This is a genomic window from Bacillus sp. NEAU-242-2, assembly GCF_027853835.1.
GTDB lineage: Bacteria > Bacillota > Bacilli > Bacillales > Bacillaceae > Bacillus > Bacillus velezensis.
The window spans coordinates 845,582-864,506 of record NZ_JAPNNY010000001.1; the positions used below are offsets into that span (position 1 = coordinate 845,582).

20 protein-coding genes and 1 other annotated feature are annotated in these 18,925 nt (G+C 45.4%); of the genes, 3 read left to right on the forward strand and 17 right to left on the reverse strand.

Translation table 11 applies throughout. The features are described from left to right. Nucleotides 1-10: 10 nt before the first annotated feature. The 3 genes from oppC to OWN49_RS03595 all read right to left on the reverse strand — a co-directional run bounded on the left by oppC (nucleotide 11) and on the right by OWN49_RS03595 (nucleotide 3,608). Nucleotides 11-928 (reverse strand): oligopeptide ABC transporter permease OppC, encoded by a 918-nt coding sequence (gene oppC / locus OWN49_RS03585; RefSeq protein ID WP_003155041.1) that lies wholly within the window; start codon nucleotides 926-928, stop codon nucleotides 11-13. Between the two features lie 3 nt (nucleotides 929-931). Then, nucleotides 932-1,867, reverse strand: coding sequence for an ABC transporter permease (locus OWN49_RS03590; protein WP_176283252.1), 936 nt, complete (start codon nucleotides 1,865-1,867; stop codon nucleotides 932-934). 106 nt (nucleotides 1,868-1,973) lie between these two features. Next, complete coding sequence (locus OWN49_RS03595) at nucleotides 1,974-3,608, reverse strand: peptide ABC transporter substrate-binding protein (RefSeq protein WP_069013066.1); 1,635 nt, start codon at nucleotides 3,606-3,608, stop codon at nucleotides 1,974-1,976. Between the two features lie 476 nt (nucleotides 3,609-4,084). Beyond that, nucleotides 4,085-4,296: a binding site (T-box leader), on the forward strand. Nucleotides 4,297-4,351: 55 nt separating this feature from the next. Between OWN49_RS03595 and trpS the strand changes: the two genes are divergently transcribed. Then, nucleotides 4,352-5,344: a tryptophan--tRNA ligase gene (gene trpS, locus OWN49_RS03600; RefSeq protein WP_014304785.1), complete on the forward strand. Its 993-nt coding sequence runs from the start codon at nucleotides 4,352-4,354 to the stop codon at nucleotides 5,342-5,344. Nucleotides 5,345-5,377: 33 nt separating this feature from the next. Here the strand turns inward: trpS and OWN49_RS03605 are convergent, their stop codons facing one another. The 9 genes from OWN49_RS03605 to OWN49_RS03645 form a co-directional block, all read right to left on the reverse strand. Then, on the reverse strand, nucleotides 5,378-6,130 hold the full coding sequence (locus OWN49_RS03605; RefSeq protein ID WP_121984163.1) for a YjbA family protein: 753 nt from the start codon (nucleotides 6,128-6,130) through the stop codon (nucleotides 5,378-5,380). A gap of 147 nt (nucleotides 6,131-6,277) precedes the next feature. Beyond that, nucleotides 6,278-7,192, reverse strand: coding sequence for an oligopeptide ABC transporter permease (gene opp4C / locus OWN49_RS03610; RefSeq protein ID WP_176283251.1), 915 nt, complete (start codon nucleotides 7,190-7,192; stop codon nucleotides 6,278-6,280). A gap of 21 nt (nucleotides 7,193-7,213) precedes the next feature. Further along, the gene (locus tag OWN49_RS03615) at nucleotides 7,214-8,164 is read right to left on the reverse strand and encodes an ABC transporter permease (RefSeq protein WP_003155051.1); all 951 of its coding nucleotides are present in this window, start codon (nucleotides 8,162-8,164) and stop codon (nucleotides 7,214-7,216) included. A 66-nt stretch (nucleotides 8,165-8,230) separates the two neighbouring features. Continuing rightward, entirely contained in the window at nucleotides 8,231-9,859 is a 1,629-nt protein-coding gene (locus OWN49_RS03620; RefSeq protein ID WP_077722053.1) for a peptide-binding protein, read from the reverse strand. Between the two features lie 77 nt (nucleotides 9,860-9,936). Further along, the gene (locus tag OWN49_RS03625; protein ID WP_025851953.1) at nucleotides 9,937-10,926 is read right to left on the reverse strand and encodes an ABC transporter ATP-binding protein; all 990 of its coding nucleotides are present in this window, start codon (nucleotides 10,924-10,926) and stop codon (nucleotides 9,937-9,939) included. After that, nucleotides 10,923-11,909 carry an ABC transporter ATP-binding protein gene (locus OWN49_RS03630; RefSeq protein WP_029325950.1) on the reverse strand — a complete coding sequence of 329 codons (987 nt, stop codon included), beginning with the start codon at nucleotides 11,907-11,909 and terminating at the stop codon, nucleotides 10,923-10,925. Before OWN49_RS03630 ends, OWN49_RS03625 begins: the two co-directional genes overlap by 4 nt. Before the next feature lie 173 nt (nucleotides 11,910-12,082). Continuing rightward, nucleotides 12,083-12,868 carry a DUF2268 domain-containing protein gene (locus OWN49_RS03635; RefSeq protein ID WP_012117278.1) on the reverse strand — a complete coding sequence of 262 codons (786 nt, stop codon included), beginning with the start codon at nucleotides 12,866-12,868 and terminating at the stop codon, nucleotides 12,083-12,085. 83 nt (nucleotides 12,869-12,951) lie between these two features. Beyond that, nucleotides 12,952-14,190 carry a beta-ketoacyl-ACP synthase II gene (fabF, locus tag OWN49_RS03640; protein WP_003155056.1) on the reverse strand — a complete coding sequence of 413 codons (1,239 nt, stop codon included), beginning with the start codon at nucleotides 14,188-14,190 and terminating at the stop codon, nucleotides 12,952-12,954. 22 nt (nucleotides 14,191-14,212) lie between these two features. Continuing rightward, complete coding sequence (locus OWN49_RS03645; RefSeq protein WP_007409122.1) at nucleotides 14,213-15,151, reverse strand: beta-ketoacyl-ACP synthase III; 939 nt, start codon at nucleotides 15,149-15,151, stop codon at nucleotides 14,213-14,215. Between the two features lie 167 nt (nucleotides 15,152-15,318). Between OWN49_RS03645 and OWN49_RS03650 the strand changes: the two genes are divergently transcribed. Further along, nucleotides 15,319-15,537 carry a hypothetical protein gene (locus OWN49_RS03650; RefSeq protein ID WP_003155059.1) on the forward strand — a complete coding sequence of 73 codons (219 nt, stop codon included), beginning with the start codon at nucleotides 15,319-15,321 and terminating at the stop codon, nucleotides 15,535-15,537. Nucleotides 15,538-15,566: 29 nt separating this feature from the next. Here the strand turns inward: OWN49_RS03650 and OWN49_RS03655 are convergent, their stop codons facing one another. The 4 genes from OWN49_RS03655 to OWN49_RS03670 form a co-directional block, all read right to left on the reverse strand. Beyond that, nucleotides 15,567-15,758, reverse strand: coding sequence for a ComZ family protein (locus OWN49_RS03655; RefSeq protein ID WP_003155061.1), 192 nt, complete (start codon nucleotides 15,756-15,758; stop codon nucleotides 15,567-15,569). 12 nt (nucleotides 15,759-15,770) lie between these two features. Continuing rightward, on the reverse strand, nucleotides 15,771-16,724 hold the full coding sequence (locus OWN49_RS03660) for a BMP family ABC transporter substrate-binding protein (protein WP_070081621.1): 954 nt from the start codon (nucleotides 16,722-16,724) through the stop codon (nucleotides 15,771-15,773). An 89-nt stretch (nucleotides 16,725-16,813) separates the two neighbouring features. Further along, complete coding sequence (locus tag OWN49_RS03665; protein WP_077722051.1) at nucleotides 16,814-17,380, reverse strand: hypothetical protein; 567 nt, start codon at nucleotides 17,378-17,380, stop codon at nucleotides 16,814-16,816. 82 nt (nucleotides 17,381-17,462) lie between these two features. Beyond that, a complete protein-coding gene (locus OWN49_RS03670) occupies nucleotides 17,463-18,197 on the reverse strand; it encodes a hypothetical protein (protein ID WP_176283250.1) in 735 nt (244 codons plus the stop codon). 260 nt (nucleotides 18,198-18,457) lie between these two features. Here OWN49_RS03670 and OWN49_RS03675 point away from each other — a divergent pair, with 260 nt between their 5' ends. Further along, complete coding sequence (locus OWN49_RS03675) at nucleotides 18,458-18,643, forward strand: YjzD family protein (RefSeq protein ID WP_032874447.1); 186 nt, start codon at nucleotides 18,458-18,460, stop codon at nucleotides 18,641-18,643. Nucleotides 18,644-18,679: 36 nt separating this feature from the next. Here OWN49_RS03675 and OWN49_RS03680 read toward each other — a convergent pair whose 3' ends face one another. Then, nucleotides 18,680-18,859 (reverse strand): YjzC family protein, encoded by a 180-nt coding sequence (locus OWN49_RS03680; protein WP_003155070.1) that lies wholly within the window; start codon nucleotides 18,857-18,859, stop codon nucleotides 18,680-18,682. Nucleotides 18,860-18,925 lie beyond the last annotated feature (66 nt).

Here is an 18,925-nt window from a genome sequence, read left to right on the forward strand (position 1 = left end):
ATATCACTCCTTATTTGCGTAACTTAGGATCCAGCGCGTCTCTTAACCCGTCGCCGACAACGTTAAAGCCGAACATCGCCAGGCAGATAAAGCCGGCAGGGAAGAACAGACGCCAAGGGTAATAGGTTAATGCAGGCAATCCGTCTGAGGCCATCGTTCCCCAGCTCGCAAGCGGCGCAGGTACGCCGAGGCCCAAATAACTTAAAAACGCTTCTGTAAAAATCGCGGTCGGAACCGTCAGTGTCATCGTTACGAGGATAGAGCCCATCGCGTTCGGGACGATATGCTTAAACAAAAGCCGGCCGGTTTTGGCACCGAGTGTCTGTGAAGCAAGCACATACTCCTGATTCTTTAATTGCAGCACCTGTCCGCGGACGATCCTCGCCATATTGATCCAGCCCGTGATCGTCATGGCGACGATAATGGTGAGCAATCCTTTCGGCAGGACAACCATCAGCAAAATAACCATTAATAATGAAGGAACAGCCCACAGAATGTCGGCGATGCGCATCATCACTTCATCTGTGCGTCCGCCGCGGAATCCGGAAATGCTGCCCCAGATTACGCCGATCAATAAATCAAGCACGGCAGCTGCGACACCGATAAAGATGGAAATCCGCGCGCCCACCCATGTCCGGACGAATATATCCCTTCCAAGGTCATCCGTGCCGAACCAATGATCTTTCGACGGCGCTTTATCCGCATTTAATAGATTGGTAGTGGCATAATCATACCTTGAAAAGATAGGCGCAAAAATCGCCATCAGAATAATAAGAACGATCAGTACGAACCCGACCATCGCAAGCTTATTGCTGCGGAAGCGGAGCATGGCGTCTTTCCAGAGGGAAAGGCTTTTTTTATTTATTTTTTCGGCATCGCCGGCATTAGCTGAAGCTGGTTCAAACATATTTTTAGGAATGTTCTGCATGGTCTAGGCTCCTTTCTTTGCTTTGGAAAGCTTGATTCTCGGATCGATTAATCCGTACAGCACGTCTACAATTAATACGCATAGAAGCAGGAGCACGCTGAAGAACACGGTAACTCCCATAATGACCGTATAATCACGGTTTGTAATGCTGTTTACAAAATGCGCGCCTAAACCGGGAATTCCGAAAATGGATTCAATGATGAAACTTCCCGTTAAAATGGATGCCGCCATCGGCCCCATATATGTCACGACCGGCAAAAGCGCATTTCGCAGCGCATGGCGCACGGTGACTGACGGACGGGAAAGTCCTTTAGCTTTTGCAGTCCGTATGTAATCGCTGTTTAACACTTCAATCATGCTTGAACGGGAGAGTCTGGCAATGAACGCCATCGGCATGGAAGCGAGCGCAATGGAGGGCAGAAAGGTGTATGCCCAGGATTCCCACCCTGCGACCGGGAACAGTTCTAATTTAATTGAGAAAATATATTGCAAAATCGTCGCCAATATAAAGCTCGGAACTGAGATCCCAAAGATCGTTAAAATCGCAATGGTATAATCCTGCCATTTATTATGGTACAGGGCAGCAAGCACCCCGAAAAGCATACCGAACGCTAAAGCGAGGAGAATAGCTTCTGCACCGAGAGTGAATGAGACGGGGAAGCCTGAATTGATTAAATCATTAACACTTTGGCCTTTATATTTAAAAGAAGGCCCGAAGTCCCACATCGCCACAGATTTTAGGTAGCTGACATATTGAACGAAAAGAGGCTTGTCCAAACCATAGTGTTCGTTTAAGTTTGCCTCAATTTCAGGCGGCAGCTTTCTTTCGCCGGAAAATGGTCCGCCCGGCGCTGCCTGCATTAAGAAGAACGTGGCGGTCACAATCACAAACAATGTGATGATCATGTAAATGAATCGTTTACCGATATATTTCAGCAAGGTGAACACCTCCATGTTTTTTACAATTTTATACGTAATCAGTAAGAAAGGTATATGGGGACATCCTCCCCATATACCTTGGGTCTTTTGTTTTCAGAACCGGCTTTTATTCAAAAGAAGCGTTTCTGAAGTAAACTTCGCCTGTTCCTGTCAAGATCACATTTTTGAGGTTTTTATCCTGCACCCAAGGATCCGTATAGAAATAAACTGGCGCGACCGGCATTGCGTCAATAAAGATCTTTTCTGCTTTTTTCAGCTCTTCGATACGTTTATCCGGATCCGTTTCAAGCTGAGATTGGTTCAGCAGCTTTTTAAACTCAGGATCTTCCCACCCGGTATCATTGTTTCCGCCTTCTTTATCACGGAACAATTCAAGGAAGTTGATCGGATCGTTGAAATCGCCGAGCCAGCCCATACGCGCGATTTGGTAGTTCTGGCTGTGCAGCTTGTCGATGTAAACATTCCATTCGGAGTTATCAAGCTCAACTTTGACGCCCAAGTTCTTTTTCCACATTTCCTGTACGGCCTGCGCGATTTTCGCATGCGCGTCATCCGTATTGTAGGACAGTTTGATCGCCGGAAGGTCAGAGGCATTCTTGACGCCTAATTCCTTCAGTCCTTTATTTAAGAATTCTTTAGCTGATTTGACGTCATTGTCTTTGAAATAACCTTTTGTGTTATCCTTGAATCCCTTCATTGACGGCGGCACCGCAGCCATGGCCGGGATTTGTTCGCCCTGCGTTACATTTTTCACGATGGACGAGCGGTCGATCGCATAAGCAAGGGCTTTACGGATGTTGACATTGTTCAGCGGTTTCTCTTCTGTGTTGAATTTGTACCAATACACGCCTGCGATCGGTTCAACGTGAAGAGATCCGTCTTTTTTCAATGTCGGCAGAGATTCAGTCGGAAGCTGGCCGAGCGGCATTCCTGCCCAGTCAAGCTCACCGGCCTGGAATTTTTTCAGTTCGGTGTTGTTATTGTTAATCATCACCATATTGATTTTCTTCAATTTCACAGCGTCTTTATCCCAATATTGATCGTTCTTTTCGAGCGTGATGGAACCGCTGTGTTTCCAGGCCGTCATTTTGAACGGGCCGTTTGACACATAATTTTCGCCCGCATTTGTATTCCAGTTTTTATGTTTTTCCGCGATTTTCTTGTTGATCGGCATATACGTATAGAATGAAGTTAATTGCGTGAAATAAGGTGTCGGGTTATTCAGTTCAACCTTTAATGTTTTGTCATTTACGGCTTTTACGCCTACATCATCAATCTTGCCTTTTCCTGTATTGGCAGCTTCAGCGCCTTTGATGTAGTAGAGCTGATAAGCGTATTGTGATTCGTTGTTCGGGTCAAGCGCCCATTTCCATGCATATTCAAAATCCTGCGCCGTCACAGGGTCGCCGTTAGACCATTTCGCACCGTCACGAATCGTAAATGTATAGGTCTTTCCGTCTTTGCTTGTTTCAATTTTAGATGCCATTCCTTCTTCAGGCTCACCTTTGGAGTTTACGCGTGTCAATCCTTCAAAAGTCTGTCGGATTACGCCTCCTGACACGGAATCATTCGCTAAACCCGGATGCAGTGAGAACGGCTCGGTTTTAATATTGATATTAAGTGAAGTCTGTCCTTTGGTGTCTTTTTTACCGCCGCCTGATCCGCCGCTGAATCCGCCGCACGCACTTAATACAAGCGAGAAGATAAGCATCAAACCTACAATAGACCAACGCTTTTTCATGCACTAACCCCCTAATCAAATTTTTCAGCCTTTACTACTAAATACTCAGAAATATCAGACAAAATAACTTAATATTTTTCTAAACTTTAATTGTGTTCCGTCTTTTCTGATTATTTTATGTAAAGAAGCTGTAACAATAGAGTGAACAAGTTCATTATAATGAAATGAATAATTTATTGCAATACTATTTTCTCAATTTAAAATATTTAAATTTGGTCAGTTTTTCTGTCAAAAAGGTGATGCACTTCTATAGTTTAAAGCATGACCTAACTAAATTTTTTAAATGTAATTTCCAGTTCATATTGCTTTTTACATATAATATTCGTTATACGAAATGTTGATATACGTTATCATTTAAGCATTTTCAGTTCTTTTTGAGGATTTCCACCCCTAAAGCAAACTGGAAATAAGCTTGTATTCCTCTGATGACATTTGGCTATAATTGATTTATAATAGATCAATCAAATACATTTGTTGTGATTGCGATGATGAAGAGTAGTACACATTTTCATCCGTTTGAAGAGAGTCTGCGGTGCTGGGAGCAGGTAACGGGCGATGTGGAATGGACTTCTGAGCAGCTGACCGAACGTTAGTAGGCCCAGCCGGAGCAGCCTCCGTTACCAACGTCTCGAGCGATTCCATTGTAATGGAATAATCAGGGTGGCACCACGGTTCATTCGTCCCTTTTTTCTACGGGAAGAATGGGCTTTTTTTATTATGTTTTAAGAAATGAGGTAAGAACTATGAAGAAAACGATTTTTTCAGGCATTCAGCCGAGCGGTTCCGTTACCCTCGGCAACTACATCGGCGCAATGAAGCAATTTGTTGATTTGCAGCATGACTACAACGGCTACTTCTGTATTGTCGATCAGCATGCGATTACGGTTCCGCAGGATCGGCTTGAACTGCGGAAGAACATCCGCAATCTCGCGGCTCTTTACCTGGCCGTCGGACTTGATCCCGAGAAAGCGACCCTCTTTATCCAGTCGGAGGTTCCCGCTCATGCCCAGGCGGGGTGGATGCTCCAATGCGTCGCATATATCGGCGAGCTTGAGCGGATGACGCAATTTAAGGATAAGTCAAAGGGCAAAGAAGCCGTCGTGTCCGGACTGTTAACCTATCCGCCGCTGATGGCCGGCGATATTTTACTGTACGGAACGGATCTTGTTCCGGTCGGAGAAGACCAAAAACAGCATCTTGAACTGACCCGCAACCTGGCGGAACGCTTTAATAAAAAATACAATGACATCTTCACGATTCCTGAGGTGAAAATTCCTGAATCAGGCGCGCGCATCATGTCACTGGCTGATCCGCTCAAAAAAATGAGCAAATCAGATCCGAACCAAAAGGCATTCATCACGCTGCTTGATGAGCCGAAGCAGCTCGAGAAGAAAATCAAGAGCGCCGTGACTGATTCTGAAGGCATTGTAAAGTATGATAAAGAAAACAAACCGGGCGTTTCTAATCTTTTGACGATCTATTCTATTTTAGGAAACACATCAATTGAAGAATTAGAAGCTAAATATGAAGGCAAAGGGTACGGTGAATTCAAAAGCGATTTAGCCGAAGTCGTTATCGGCGCATTGACACCGATCCAAGAGCGCTACCGTGAATTAATTGAGAGCGACGAGCTTGACCGCATTCTCGACGAAGGGGCGGCGCGCGCAAACAAAACGGCCGGCAAAATGGTGAAGAAAATGGAAAACGCCATGGGTCTCGGACGGAAAAGAAGATAAAGAAAAGAGGCGGGAGAATCTCCGCCTCTTTTTTTAGTTCACTTTTGATTCCTGTTCCATTTCCCAAAGCTTTTCGAAAAACGGCTGCCCTTTAATCAAATTTTCACAGAACGCAAGATGTTTATCCGACCAGCCTTCAATTGTTTCATTGTAAAGCATGTCCCAGATCTCTTCAAAACTCATCCGTTTGATCTGCTCATACATATGCGGATTCCATTCCGTGTACCAATACACAATTTCCGCACGGTTTTTCAGCCCTTTCAGCTGGTCGAGCGCCATAAACATCAGCTGCTTGATCTGCCGCTCTTTTCTCGTCAGACCTCTGACATGCTCCGGCGCCAATGACAAAATGTGATATTCCTTTGAAGACTCCAATTGCGACGGGTCAAATTGAAACGATTCCGGTTCTACATCCTTTACCATTTCATAAACAAGCTGCTCCTGTCTCGGAATCAGGCGGCTCTTTCTGACCGGAATGGTATACCCGATCGTATCTACGGCAATGATGCCGATCCCGTCTGTCACGACAAAACAGTACTCCAGTTTTGTCCGCTCATGATTTTTTCGCACGTATGACTTCTGGTGGACTTGGTCAAGCAGCTCTTTCGGAAGCTCTGATAAGTCGTTTTCTATGTAATGAAATAATACCGACGGCACTCTGAGCAGCGGCGTCTGATCCAAAAGCTCAACCGTGTCTTCCTTCCGCCATTCGTGAAAATGGCATACATTGTAGCCGTTTTCTTCCCCTTCAAACCAATTGACCCATACATCATGAAGAAATAACATATTCGACCCCTCACTTTATAAAAACTGTTGTCCACAGTATAGGCAAGGGATAGATAAATTATTCCATTTCAATATGAGATTTCCGTATTACGGAGCTGGATTTCCGACTGCATTGCAACAAAAAAATCTCCCGTTCCGTCCGGGAGATCATTTCACATTTTTCGGATCAAGCGCATCACGCAGCCCGTCTCCGACAAAGTTAAAGCACAATACGGTAAGAAGGATCAACAAACCCGGGAATAACGGGTACCACCAAGCCTGAATCATAAGCGTAAAGTTCTGTGCATCCTGAAGCATATTGCCCCAGCTTGCGATCGGCGGCTGAATCCCGAAACCGAGATAACTTAATGTAGATTCCGCCAAAATAACCGTTCCCACCTTTAATGTGGCTGAGACAATAATCGGTCCGAGCGCATTCGGCAGTATATGAGAAAAGATGATGTGATGATTTTTTGTACCGATCGTCTTTGCAGCTAATACAAACTCTCTGGAACGAAGCGATAAAAACTCCCCTCGGACAAGGCGTGCCGTTGTTGTCCAGCCTGTAAGGGAGAAAATTAAAATTAATTTATCCATTCCGGGCTGAAAAATCGTAACAAGTGTAATAAGCAAAAATATATCAGGTATGGATAATACGATATCAACGGTTCTCATGAGAACGGCATCGACAATCCCTTTAAAATATCCGGCAACGGCTCCGACAACTGTCCCGATTGTAATCGCGCCGATCACAGAAGCGAATCCGACAAGCAAGGAAACGCGCGCCCCGTACAGAACCCTCGTAAAGATGTCTCTTCCGAATTTATCAGTTCCCATTAGATGTTTTAAGCTCGGCGGCTTCAAACGATTGATGAGAGATTGACTCTCCGGAGAGTAAGGAGCGATTACCGAAGCGAATAAAGCTGACAAGATAATGATGGTTAATATAACGGCTCCGATTACAGCTAGTTTATTTTGAAAGAACTTTTCGAAAAAAATCTTCGTCATTGTTTCCGGTTTGGATTGAATATTTTCCTTTAATTTCACATCGCTGGGGGGTGTGCCGGTATTTGGCTGTAACATTTGACCTCTCACCTCTCCTTGTTAATATTCAATGCGGGGATCAACCAGCGCATATAAGATGTCCGCAATTAAATTCCCCACTACAACCAAAACAGCTGAAATGACCGTCATGGCCATGATAACCGGATAATCCCGCGAAAAGGCTGAATCAATAAACAATTTGCCGAGACCCGGCCAAGTAAAAATCTGTTCTACCACTACCGCTCCCCCGATAAATGACGGTATCATCAAACCAAAAATAGTGATGACAGGAAGAAGTCCGTTTCTCAAACCGTGTTTAAAAATCACTTTATTATCTCGGAATCCTTTCGCACGCGCCGTTCGTATATAATCCTGTTTTAACACATCAAGCATACTGGATCTTGTGTATCTCGTTATCCCTGCCATGTCTGCCGTGGCGAGCACAAAAGCAGGCAAAATCAAGTGATGCAATCGGTCAAATATGTTAAAGTCAGCATTCAAAGTGCTTACTCCGCCAGTGGGAAACCACCCCAGATTTACAGATAAAACCATGATTAAAATCAAACCGAACCAAAAATTCGGAATGGCAAGCCCTAAAAATGAAGTAACAGTTATCCCGTAATCCAATTTTGAATAAGGACGTTTTGCTGACAGAACACCAAATGGAATAGAAATAAGAAGAGCGACAAGGGTTGAGAAAAGCATAAGCACAATCGTATTCGGTAAGCGGGATAAGATAAGTTCAGAAACCGGAGTGCCTTTCTTGACGATAGAAGTCCCAAAATCCCCTTGCAGCATATTCCCCAGCCATTTCACATATTGAACAGGTTCCGGATCATTCAACCCGTATTTTTCAATGAATTTCGCCCTGTCCGCCTGACTGATTGTAGGGTCCATCATAAGTGACATCGGGTCTCCCGGCGCTGCTTTCATGATGGCAAACGACAAAATTGTAATGCCTAAGAGAATCGGCAAGGACATTAATGTTCGCCGTAAAATATATGTAACCATATTCTTGTCCCCTTTTTAAATAGGATAAGAGAGGAAAGGAACCTCCTTCCCTCTCCAGGGCTTTTGCTATTTTTGATCCAGCCACCATTTTTCAATATTGTACAAGTCATTTTTAGGGTGGAATACATAGCCTTGTAAATTATTCGGCATCGCTCTGTGGTAATTGTAATAGAATAAGAAGCTGTACGGCTGATCTTCAGCTATCAATTTGTATATCTCTTCATACTTCTTTTGGTATTCTTTTCTGTCTGTAATTGTCTTCGCTTCTTCAAGCAGCTTATCGACTTTCGGGTTTTTATACCAGATATTATTCAGCCCGTTTTTCGATTGGCTTGAATGGAAGATAGAGAATTGATCCGGGAACGTTGCAAGACTCCATCCGAGAAGAAGAGCGTCATAATCCCAATTAGGGGCACTTGTCTGTTCGATTAACGCACTGAATTCAACAATTCGCGGTTTAGCCTCGATTCCCACTTCTTTTAATTGCTGCTGAACGACAACAGCTAAATCTTCACGAATTTTATTGCCTTGATTCGTTTTAATTTCAAATGAGAATTTTTTTCCGTCTTTATCAAGGTAGCCGTCACCGTCATGGTCTTCCCATCCGGCTTCTTTTAGCAGCTGCTTTGCTTTTTTCGGATTATAATCAAATGTCGGCACTTTAGACTTCGGATAATTCCATGACAGCGGACTCTCAGGAACATCCGCTACCTTACCGTCTCCGTTCAGCACTTGATCCACCATTGCCTGCCTGTCAAGAGCGTAAGTCAATGCCTGACGCACTTTTTTGTCCTTAAAAAGCTCTTTTTTCTCATTCCAGCCGATATAGCTGTAGTTTAAGCCAAGATCAGATTTGACCTTCACGTTTCCAAACGTTTTAACCGTATCAAAATCTGTGCCCGGCACAACGAAGAAATCAATATCTCCCGCTTTTAACTGGGCCACGGCCGCGTTAGAATCAGGAATTGTTTTGACTGTCACTGTATCAAGGTAAGGTCTGCCGCCAAAGTAATCATCATTTGCTTCCAGTTTGACATACTCACCTTTTTTCCACTCAACAAACTTAAACGGACCGGAGCCGATTGGATTTTTACGGTTAAATTCATTCTCTCCCAGATCTGCAACCGGCACCTTACCCAATATATGTTTTGGCAAAATGCCGTAACTGTCGAGAACGACATTATAGAAATAGGCATCTTTTTTCTTCATTTTAAACTGAATTTCATATTTTCCTTTTTTCGTCACGGATTTAAGGGACTCAAAACCCGAGCCACGCTCACCGTTGTAATCCTTGTTAAGAGGGATGCTGTAGGTGAAAACAACATCATCGGCCGTCAGCTCTTTTCCATCATGGAATTTAACGCCTTTTTTCAGTTTTACATCATACGTTAATCCCCCGTCAGCTTCTGTTACTTTTTCAGCCAGCGACGGCTTGACGTTTAATTTCTCATCCGTTTCCAATAATGTGCTGTAAAGCATGCCTTCAATATCAGAACTTGCAACATCGGTAGAATAAAGTGGATTAAAAAGTGTGGGTTCCCCGGTTGACCCGACAACCAAATCTCCGCCTTTTTGCGGTTTTCCTGCCGGTTTGGATTCGGTGCTTGTGGATTTTGAGCCGGAGCAGGCTGACAGGAAGATGGCGAGCGCCATAAAAACACTTAGCATCATCAGTGCGCTTTTACGTAATTTCATATCAATTCCCCCTTTGTGATATATATGCAGCAAACTGGTTATGTAATCCGGCATACCCCCTCTCGATGCTTGTCATTTCAGGCATATAAATGGCAGGCGACATAATGGCCGGGAGCGGCTTCTTCAAATGCCGGGATTTGTTCCTTGCAGATCGGTTTGGCCATCGGGCACCGCGTGTGGAACACGCAGCCTTTCGGCGGGTTTGCCGGGCTTGGCAGTTCTCCTTTCAGGATGATTCGTTCCCGCTTGACGGCGTCTTTTTTTCTCGTGACGGGCACTGAAGACAAAAGCGCTTGCGTATAAGGGTGAAGCGGATTGCCGTACAGCTCGTGTTTATCGGTCAGCTCCATCATTTTTCCCAGATACATGACGCCGACTCTGTCGCTGATATGGCGGACAACACTCAAATCATGAGAAATAAACAAATAGGTCAGGTTGAATTCATCCTGCAGTTCTTCCATCAAATTGATGACTTGGGCCTGAATGGAGACATCGAGTGCGGAAACGGGTTCATCCGCAATAATCAGCTCGGGATTCAACGTCAGAGCCCGCGCAATCCCGATCCGCTGGCGCTGGCCTCCGGAAAATTCGTGCGGATAGCGGTTTGCAAAGCTCGGGTGAAGGCCGACTTTCGCCAGCAGCTCCTCCACTCGCTCGTTCCGCTCGCTCATGCTGTACATATGGTGAGTCTGGAACGGCTCTTTAATAATGGAACGCAGCGTTTTCCTCGGGTTAAGGGATGCGAAGGGATCTTGGAAGACCATCTGGATGTTTTTGCGGACGCTTTTTCTCAGCTTTTCTTCAGATAAGCCGGAGATATCCTGACCCTTAAAAAGAATCCGGCCGTCTGTCGGCTTGTATAAACGGATCATCGTCCTTCCCGCCGTTGATTTGCCGCATCCTGATTCACCGACGATGCCGAGCGTCTCCCCGCGCTTCAGTGAAAAAGAAACGCCGTCAACAGCCTTTATATCACCGACTTTCCTTTGAAAAAAACCGGAGCGGATCGGGAAATATTTTTTTACGTCTTTCAGCTCTAAAATCGTTTCTTGGTCTGCAGCTGTCATTTTGATTGGGCACCCTCTTCCTCATATAAAAAACATCTTACAGAACGGCCGCTTTCATGCGTTATCAGCTCCGGCTGCCCTGTTTTGCATTTGTCCATCGCTTTTGAACACCTCGGGGCAAATCGGCAGCCTTCCGGAAGATTATCCGGTGTCGGGACACTGCCTTTGATCGCTTTTAATGTATCAATCTCTCCATCTATCACCGGTATGGAGTTTAACAGCCCTTCGGTATACGGATGAAGAGGGTTTAAAAATAAGTCCTCCACACTCGCACTCTCTACGACTTGTCCGCAATACATAACGATCACCCTGTCGGCGGCTTCGGAAACCACACCTAAATCATGAGTGATCAGCAGAATGGAAGTATCGAATTTTTTGCAGAGGTCTTTCATCAGCTCCAATACTTGGGCTTGTATCGTCACATCAAGCGCCGTCGTCGGCTCATCAGCGATCAGAAGCTTCGGATTGCAGCTGAGCGCAATGGCGATCATCACCCTCTGTCTCATCCCTCCGGAAAGACGGTGCGGATATTCTTTCATTACTTGTTCCGCTCTGGAGAATCCAACGAGTTCCAGAAGCTCGACGGCTTTTTTAGCCGCTTCTCTTTTATTCATTTTTTTATGGTATTCGAGCACTTCGGTAATTTGTTCGCCGATGGTCAGCACCGGATTCAGGGAAGTCATGGGCTCCTGAAAGATCATAGAGACGTCATTTCCGCGGATTTTGCAATATTCGTTTTCGGTGAAGGAGGCCAGGTCCCTGCCTTCTAGCTTAATCGAGCCGTCCATAATTTTTCCGCCCGAGCCTTGGACAAGTCCCATAATAGAAAGCGAGGTGATGCTTTTGCCCGAGCCAGATTCTCCTACAAGAGCGACGGTTTCGCCTTTGTTAATGTGAAAATCAACCCCGTCGACTGCGGGTATCGGCTGTTTCTTTCTGAAAAAATAGGTCTTTAAATTATTCACTTCTAATAGTGTGCTCATGATACGCCCCTTTCTCATTCCGCTGAAGCAGAGGGAAACATACGTTTCGCTATCACAAAATATAGAATAGTCGAAAAATTTTATAGTTGTATATTATTACATCATTATTACAAAAGCAAGAATTTTTTAGGATAAATGTAATATCCTTAAATAATTTCCATTCTTTTAATCTATTAAAGCGTTGCTTCCAGAAAGGTTTTTGAAGGGATGGCCAATGCTTCTTTTACTGTTTTTTGATGGTCGGTTAAATATTTTTTTACTATATTGAATCCGACGGCATAGCCAAGCATTGAGGGGAAGTATCCTTTTCCGTATAACAGCTGGGAAAACATTCTGCTGTCTCTCGTTAAGCGGAGGTTCGGCTTGACTCTTTTTTCAAACAAAAAGTCAAGCTGCTCAGGCGTATAGTAGGACGTCCATTCCGCCGTAAGACTTGAGCCGAACCGCTCATATACAGCATATTCTGCCAGCCCCTCCATCATGATTGTATCAAGAAATGTCTCATCTTTTTCGTCCTTTGTCACATGTTCTAACCGGCAGACGTGATTATATTCATGTGTCATAAGGGCGGATACAGCTGAATTGGAACTATCCGACGATAGAAAGAGGAACATTTTGTCCCGAAAGGCCAGACCGGATTTTGATCCGAATTCCTGACGGATTTTCCGGTTTCGTTCATCAACGGGCAAAACTACGATCGGCACGTCCGGCCCGTTCCACTTCTCCTTTAAATAGGCTTCCTCCTTTTGTATATGGCTGTAGCATCCTTTTTCTTTCAGCCGTTTACTGGTCCTAACGCCGTCCTTCAGATGGCGGAACATGCCGTGGTTTTGCAGCATCCCGAGTATCGGCTTCCACTCTTTCTTATCGGCCCCTGAAAAAAGCGGCAAAAGATGCGGGGCCAGGTCATTTACGGATGCCGCCTTTTCCATCCATTGATATGTCTGCTTGACGCTCATACCTGTTCGCCTCCTCTTGTTGTTATCATATGCACGCACAAAAAAACCGGCCACCTTTTTCAGGCAGCCGGTCAAAAACTGTATTATTGATATTTTTTAAAGATCAAAGTGGCATTATGTCCGCCGAAGCCGAGCGAGTTGCTGAGAACGATGTTGACATCCTGCTCGCGCGCTTTGTCCGGTACATAATCTAAATCACACTCTTCATCAGGTGTTTCGATGTTAATCGTCGGCGGGATAATGCCGTCTTTAATTGCCATGACGGAGAAGATTGCTTCAATTCCTCCGGCAGCGCCTAACAAATGACCCGTCATTGATTTTGTCGAACTGACGGCAAGCTTGTACGCATGATCACCGAAAACGGTCTTAATGGCTTTTGTCTCGTATTTATCATTGTAGTACGTGCTTGTGCCGTGAGCGTTGATGTAATCAATTTCTTCAGGCTTGATGCCCGCATCTTTGATTGCTTCCTGCATCGCTCTTGCACCGCCTTCCCCGTCTTGGGCAGGCGCGGTAATGTGGTAGGCGTCACCCGTTGAGCCGTAGCCGACAATTTCCCCGTAAATTTTCGCACCGCGGGCAAGGGCATGCTCAAGCTCTTCAAGCACGACGATCCCCGCGCCTTCTCCCATGACAAAGCCGTCACGGTTTTTATCAAACGGGCGGCTTGCCGTTTTCGGATCAGGATTTGTAGAAAGGGCTTTGTTTGCGCTGAAGCCCGCAAATGACATTCTTGTCAGCGGCGCTTCCGTTCCGCCCGTAATCATCGCATCGGCATCGCCGCGCTGAATGACTTTAAACGCGTCACCGATAGAGTTCGTTCCCGTCGCACATGCCGTCACCGTACAGGAGTTGACTCCTTTTGCTCCGAGAGCGATTGAGATTTGGCCTGTCGCCATATCCGGAATCATCATCGGAACAAAGAACGGGCTGACCCTTCTCGGCCCTTTTGTCAGGAAGATTTCGAATTGGGATTCAAGCGTTTCAAGACCGCCGATTCCGGATCCGACCCAAACGCCGACTCTCGGCGCGATCTCGTCTGTGATGTTCAGACCGGCATCTTGAACGGCCATTTTCGCGGCTACGACTGCATATTGCGTGAAGCGGTCCATTTTTCGCGCTTCTTTTTTATCCATGTGATTTTCAATATTGAAATCTTTCAGTTCAGCAGCTACTTTCGCCGGATACTCGTCCGATTCCACACGTGTGATCGGTCCGATTCCGGATACGCCGCCGATTGCATTTTTCCAGCTTGTTTCGGCGTCGTTTCCAAGCGGAGACAAGGCTCCAAGCCCTGTAACGACTACTCTTTTTTTACTCATCTTGTGTGCACCTCACCTTTTTTTATCGTCCCCAGCGTATTGCTATGGCGCCCCATGTCAATCCTCCGCCGAAACCGACCATGACGATGACATCGCCGTCTTTAATTTTGCCTGCTTCCAGTTCCTCTACTAATGAAATCGGAATGGATGCTGCGGATGTGTTTCCATATTTATGGACTGTTTTAGACATCTTTTCAACCGGAAGCTCCAAACGTTCCCGTGCCGCTTCCATGATGCGGATGTTTGCCTGATGCGGAATCAAAAAGTCTACGTCCTCTTTGGAGAGGCCGGCTTTTTCAATAACATTTACACTCGATTCACCCATTTGCCGGACGGCGAATTTGAATACTTCTCTTCCATGCATGATTGTATGCCCTTTTTCATCTAAGTACAAGTGCTGACCGCCTGTACCGTCTGCTCCGAGCTCAAATGACAGTATGCCTCTGTCGTCGCTGACCGGTCCGATGACCGCCGCTCCGGCTCCGTCTCCGAACAGCACAGCCGTATTACGGTCGTCCCAGTCGGTAATGCTTGAGAGCTTTTCCACGCCGACCACGAGGACATGTTTGTATGTTTGCGATTCAATGAATTGTTTGGCGGTTACGATACCGTACATAAAACCCGCACATGCGGCGCTGATATCCATCGCGCACGCTTTTTTGGCCCCGAGCTTCTCTTGTATCATACAGGAAACGGTCGGGAAAGACTGGTCAGGAGTAACCGTCGCCACGAGGATCATATCAAGCTCTTCTGCGGAAATGCCGGCCTGATCAAGCGCTTTTTGAGCAGCCTCGGCGGCCATGCCGGATGAATACATATCTTCCGCGGCGATTCTTCTTTCTTCTATACCTGTTCTCGTACGAATCCACTCGTCCGATGTATCTACCATTTGTTCAAGATCATGATTTGTCAGCACTTTTTCCGGGATGTAACGGCCGACGCCAAGAATTCCAGCTTTCATTGGAAAAGACTCCTTTTTTATAATGAATTTAAAACTAATTAGTTATGATCAATTATTAGTATCAGGTACTAATTCTACCCTATTTTTTTTCTGTTGGCAATATATTCGTCTAAACTATCGGACGCTGCTCCTCATAGAATAAAAGGAAGACGAAAGGAGGCTTCACTATGGATATTTTCTCCAAAATGATGTTCGGCGATTCCAGAGACCGGGATAAAGAGCCGGAAGAAAACCCGGAGCAGCCTCAGGCTGAAAACGAAGAAGAGATCGATTACAACCACGTGTTGAATCAGCTGGGGTCCATCATGAACTCCCTGGATCAATTAAAGCCCGTATTTAAAGACTTTGCGCCGATGGTGTCCGCCATAAAGAAAAAAATCATGTGAAAAGCCACTTCATGAAAAAGTGGCTCTCTTTATTTATTCAGCTCCCCGGCATCAGATCTGCCAAGCTCATACGCTTCCGCCATGACCGATGTAAACAGGTCCATAAACGGCTGAATCATTTCCATAGACAGATCTATGCCGGATTTCTCAAGCTCCGCCTTTGCTTCCGGCAGGTATTTCATCGCGATCTGCATAAATTCAAGAGACTTTTCATGCTGCATGTGTATCCACCTCTATTCATTTGACGGCAGTTCATTTGTTTGGTTATACGTTTTTACAAGGTCTGAGATTTTGTCTTGAAACGCTTTGTCCACCAGCGGGCTGAACGTCCCCATTTCAACGACTCCTTCCCTGAAATCAAAGTCGTGATCTCCGCTCTTGAGCGTACCTTTATTATATTGCTCGGCAATTAATGTATAGGCTTTATCTACGTTTTGCACCGTGCTTGTCAGCACCGTGTTTTTGCCGAGATTCGATTGCTCGGCGACATAGCCGATGGCGTAAAGCCCGTCTTTTTTGATTTGCTGAATGACAGGAACATTATACCCGTCTCCGGCCGGATATACAACATCCGTGCCTTCCGCTTTTAACTTCTCGTAAAGATGCAGCGCTTCATTGCCGTTATCCCAGTGGTCCGTAAATTCCGTATTGACGGTGATATCAGGCTTTTCATATTTCGCCCCTTTGATAAAGCCGTCTACTTCAGGCTGCCACAGAAAGGAGGCGATGACACCTACCTCATTGGTTTTTGACATATGGGCGGCCGTCATTCCCCCGAAAAAGCCCATTGCTTCTCCCATAAGGTGAACGCTTGTGACATTATCGCTTTTCGCCGTTCCGTTTGCGACGACGAATTCCATGTCGGGATAATCCTTGCTGATCATATTGAAGATTTCCTCGTATTCATTTCCGTGCCCGTATAAAAGATTGACTCCTTTTTTATGAAAATCATCTATCGCTTTTAAAATATCTTCATCGGATCTGATATTTTCTTTATAATAAACGTCAACGTTAAATTCAGATTGTATCGCTAATAAACCTTTGTAACCTTTTGTGCCCCATACCAAGTCACTGATGGTATCGGGAAAAAGCATTCCGACCTTCTCAATTTTTCCTTTAAACGGAGTTTGTGCGCATCCGCTCAATAAAAGGAGGACAGAAAAGATCATGACAAGCCTGGTGATCAAGCCATGTTCAACCCCTTTTCAAACTCATAACATATATAATTGATATACGTTTATTGTAGCGGTAATGCACATAACATGGAAGGTATTTCTTAAAAAATGTCGAATATTGATGAAAATTGTCTTTTCCATTCTTTAATTTTTTCTTCCGCTTCTGTTTTTTGCGTTTTTTCTTTTATTTCCAGGGTAATAATCTGATTTTCGTCTTCTGTGCCGTCAGCCTCCAGCTTATTCATCAGCCCGCAGACCGCGTCTTCTAAAAAGATCCTGCTTTCGCCATCTTCTTTTTCTTCCGTCCACGGACCGTAAAGGGGAGGAAGGATAATCGCTTTTGCCGTATCCCGCTGACCGTTTTTTTCCCAGTCTCCTTGATCCTCACTGTAAACAATCCAATATAAAGGCTCAGCCCTTTCTTCGGGCAGACACCCGCTCCCGTATTGAACGCAGATACGATCGTATTCCTTTTCACTGATTTCACCTATTATTTGAAAAAGCCCGTTCCTCGCGAGCCACATTAAACGTTCTTCTAAATACAGCTGCCTCGTTTTGTCCTCCGGTTCTGCCAAAATGACATCAACGTGCACACCCTCATCCATCAACCGTTCGCACAATGAAAGGCCGAGAAATTCATCTGCTCCAATGATCAGCGCTGTTTTCATCACATCTGCCGCCTTTCCGGTTTTTCATTCACACACAAGCCAAACAGCCCTCTGAAAAGAGATGGCTGTTGTATTCTATTCATTACAGGTCTTTTTCATGACTGCGGAAAAACCGGCAGATGGCTCTGTAAATACGAGCAGGGTTCTCAAGCAGGTGATACGTGATATCAGTCTTGCTTCCGGTCTTTTCCCGGGCTTCTTTATACGCGTTCGCATGCAGGGTGTACGGGTACGGCGCTCCGGTCGTTCTTTGCCATATATGTACCGGCGCGCGGGTGCGGCAGCCGGTAATGGTCTGATAGCTCAGTGAGCTTGCCTCTTTTTCAGAAACACCGAAGCTTTGTGCCGTTTCCCTCAGAAACTGCTTATAAAAAAACTTATTTTCTTTCTCTGATTCAAAATGGGCTTGAAGATCAAGACAAGGATCTAACATTGCGGCTGAACGGATATGCTCCGGTGAAGACTGCAGCAATTGATCGGCGATGAGGGCGCCCATGCCTTCTGCGAGCAAATGTATTTTCGGATTGAGGGTTTCTTGTTTCAGCACATAATGAATCAGCTGTCTGGCGTAAAGGGCGGCTTTTTCCGAACCCCAATGCCGTCCGTATAAATTGCTGTTGAAAATGGTGTACCCTCTGTCAAGCAGCGTATTTAACAGCCGGTTTCTCCCTTCATGTTCGAGCCAAAAGCTCGAGTCCCGGCTGACAAAGTGGGTTCTGTCCCCCAGAATAAAGATACAGAAGCCGTTCGGCCGATACGGCAGATGGATGACGTTCAGCTCAGATCCGAATTGGAAAAATCTTTCCGTTATCCCCATGCCTGCCCGCCTCCTTTTACTCCTAATCTCTCTATTGGCTATCATATGTAAGAAGAATGAAAACGGATCGGATAAACTCCTATTTGCTGCTATGTTTTGGCTATTATCCCAAGCACAGGAACCGAATTTTCCGTCAGACGGCCGGACAGGCGGGCATATGTCAGTTTCAGGCGCGCTTTTTGATGAGAAAATGACCTTCCGCCCGCGCTTTATGTATGGTATGATACAACGTAGAATAAAATGAAGGACGAGGTGGAAACGTGCGGTTAGTTATCGGTTTTATTTGGACGTTCCTTTTAACACATATGGCCTGTTATTTGATCGCCTCCATGAACAGCGCGGCGTACAATTTCAAGCAATCATCCGTTATTGCCGTGGTTATTGCGGTGCTAGTCTTTGTTCTTGCGGAGATCATGCCTGTCAAACAGGATGCAAACCAGCATTAAATAAAAAAACCTGCTATTCAGCAGGTTTTTTTGTGTTCACGGTTTTCGTTGGTACGTCCACAATCTGTTGTGGTTTGAAGTTTCAGGGAACATTTCTCCCACCGTAAGCTTGATTTTTTGCGGGTTTTTGACCATGCTTCCCGTTTCGCCGATTTCAACGTACACACCGTTATTCGGCGCTTTTTGTCCCGGTCGGAATTGATGCTGCTGTCCCACGTCATTTCCTCCTTTTTCTTTTTTATGTAGTATGCGCTTGTATGCGGAGAAATATCAAAAACCGCT

Coding starts and splice junctions, on each gene's coding strand:
- OWN49_RS03605 (WP_121984163.1), bottom strand. CDS start 6,130: ATGTTATTTCTTCATGATGTATGGGTCAATTGGTTTGAAGGGGAAGAA.
- OWN49_RS03670 (WP_176283250.1), bottom strand. CDS start 18,197: ATGGGGATAACGGAAAGATTTTTCCAATTCGGATCTGAGCTGAACGTC.
- oppC (WP_003155041.1), bottom strand. CDS start 928: ATGCAGAACATTCCTAAAAATATGTTTGAACCAGCTTCAGCTAATGCC.
- trpS (WP_014304785.1), top strand. CDS start 4,352: ATGAAGAAAACGATTTTTTCAGGCATTCAGCCGAGCGGTTCCGTTACC.
- OWN49_RS03655 (WP_003155061.1), bottom strand. CDS start 15,758: ATGCAGCATGAAAAGTCTCTTGAATTTATGCAGATCGCGATGAAATAC.
- OWN49_RS03645 (WP_007409122.1), bottom strand. CDS start 15,151: ATGAAAGCTGGAATTCTTGGCGTCGGCCGTTACATCCCGGAAAAAGTG.
- OWN49_RS03635 (WP_012117278.1), bottom strand. CDS start 12,868: ATGAGCGTCAAGCAGACATATCAATGGATGGAAAAGGCGGCATCCGTA.
- OWN49_RS03650 (WP_003155059.1), top strand. CDS start 15,319: ATGGATATTTTCTCCAAAATGATGTTCGGCGATTCCAGAGACCGGGAT.
- OWN49_RS03630 (WP_029325950.1), bottom strand. CDS start 11,909: ATGAGCACACTATTAGAAGTGAATAATTTAAAGACCTATTTTTTCAGA.
- OWN49_RS03595 (WP_069013066.1), bottom strand. CDS start 3,608: ATGAAAAAGCGTTGGTCTATTGTAGGTTTGATGCTTATCTTCTCGCTT.
- OWN49_RS03615 (WP_003155051.1), bottom strand. CDS start 8,164: ATGGTTACATATATTTTACGGCGAACATTAATGTCCTTGCCGATTCTC.
- OWN49_RS03665 (WP_077722051.1), bottom strand. CDS start 17,380: ATGAAAACAGCGCTGATCATTGGAGCAGATGAATTTCTCGGCCTTTCA.
- fabF (WP_003155056.1), bottom strand. CDS start 14,190: ATGAGTAAAAAAAGAGTAGTCGTTACAGGGCTTGGAGCCTTGTCTCCG.
- OWN49_RS03625 (WP_025851953.1), bottom strand. CDS start 10,926: ATGACAGCTGCAGACCAAGAAACGATTTTAGAGCTGAAAGACGTAAAA.
- OWN49_RS03620 (WP_077722053.1), bottom strand. CDS start 9,859: ATGAAATTACGTAAAAGCGCACTGATGATGCTAAGTGTTTTTATGGCG.
- opp4C (WP_176283251.1), bottom strand. CDS start 7,192: ATGTTACAGCCAAATACCGGCACACCCCCCAGCGATGTGAAATTAAAG.